The organism is Pseudomonas sp. TWP3-2 (assembly GCF_049897765.1).
In the GTDB taxonomy this organism is placed as follows: Bacteria; Pseudomonadota; Gammaproteobacteria; order Pseudomonadales; family Pseudomonadaceae; genus Aquipseudomonas.
This window is the reverse complement of the sequence record NZ_JAFCWW010000044.1, coordinates 1-1292: the sequence shown is the minus strand read 5'-3', so window position 1 is coordinate 1292 and position 1292 is coordinate 1. Positions and strand designations below refer to the sequence as shown.

The following is a 1292-nucleotide window of genomic DNA, read 5'->3' as shown; positions in this document are numbered from 1 at the left end:
GGGTGGGTAAATACCGGGTACATCCTTTACGTTTGAGACCGGGGACATGGTTTACAGGTATCAATCATGGTCAGGAGGTGCTGACCATGCCCTGGAATCAAGAGTCCCCGATGGATCAACGAGTGAAATTAGTCAGTGACTGGCTTAGCGGCAACTACACAAAGAGCCAGTTGAGTCGGCGTTATAGCGTCAGCCGTCCAACTGTCGACAAGTGGCTAGACCGCTATGCAGCGTTTGGCGTAGATGGTTTGAAAGAGCAATCGCGCAAGCCATTGAATTGCCCCCATCAAACCCCCGACGAAATCATCGCCACGTTGCTCAGCAAGAAAAACGAGCATCCCGATCGCGGCGCCAAACAGATTATTGATCGTCTGCGCGTCTCAGATCCGCAGGTCAATTGGCCGGCCGCAAGCACTGCCGGAGAGTGGTTGAAGAAAGCTGGTTTGGTCGCCGCGCGGCGCCCTTATCCCTTGCGCCCACGTGCTCCGACAATCTTGCGTCCGGTCAACGAACCCAACCAGACGTGGTGCGCCGATTACAAAGGGCAATTCAAGATGCAGGACGGTAACTGGTGCTATCCATTGACTATTACCGACCAGATGAGCCGCTTTCTGCTGCTCTGCCGGGCACTGCCCAGCACGCACGGCGAGCCGACGCGACAGGGCTTCGAGTGGGCGTTCAGGGAGTTTGGGTTGCCGGACGTAATCCGCACGGACAATGGCGCGCCCTTCGCCTCGACAGGTTTGGCGCGGCTGTCGAAGCTGTCAGTCTGGTTCATCCGAAATGGAATCCACGTTGAAACGATTACACCTGGCCGCCCCGATCAAAATGGCCGGCACGAAAGAATGCACCGAACCTTGAAAGCAGCGGTGCTGCGAACACCTGCGCAAAACCTCGTGCGCCAGCAGTTGGCCTTTGAGGACTTCATTCAGGACTTCAACCAGTTCCGGCCACACACTGCGCTGGGCATGAAGCCCCCTGCTTCGGTCTACAAGCCGTCGTTACGCTCGTATCCGGGCTACTTACCGGCAGTTGAATATGGCGCTGATGTTGAAGTCCGTAAGGTTCGTTCGAACGGAGAATTCAAATGGAAAGGACAACTGATTTTCTTGGGAGAGGCGCTGATCGGTGAAGAGATCGCGTTGAAGGAAGTGGCTGATGAGGTGTGGGAGCTGTACCTTTGCAACTTCTGTTTAGGCAGGCTTGAACGCGATGCCAAACGCGTATCAAGCCTGTAAAGGTGTAAACGATGTCCCCGGTCTAATGTGTAAAGGATGTGCCGGTCTCTACAG

Annotated in this window: 1 protein-coding gene; it reads left to right on the top strand. The window is 55.3% G+C overall.

Going from position 1 to position 1292, the window contains the following annotated elements:
* Positions 1-86: 86 nt before the first annotated feature.
* Positions 87-1238: an integrase core domain-containing protein gene (locus tag ACP7EE_RS27575; RefSeq protein WP_426238169.1), complete on the top strand. Its 1152-nt coding sequence runs from the start codon at positions 87-89 to the stop codon at positions 1236-1238.
* Positions 1239-1292: the final 54 nt, after the last annotated feature.

What these genes read in the sequence shown, in the direction of transcription:
- ACP7EE_RS27575 (WP_426238169.1), top strand. Translation starts at nt 87, where the DNA reads ATGCCCTGGAATCAAGAGTCCCCGATGGATCAACGAGTGAAATTAGTC.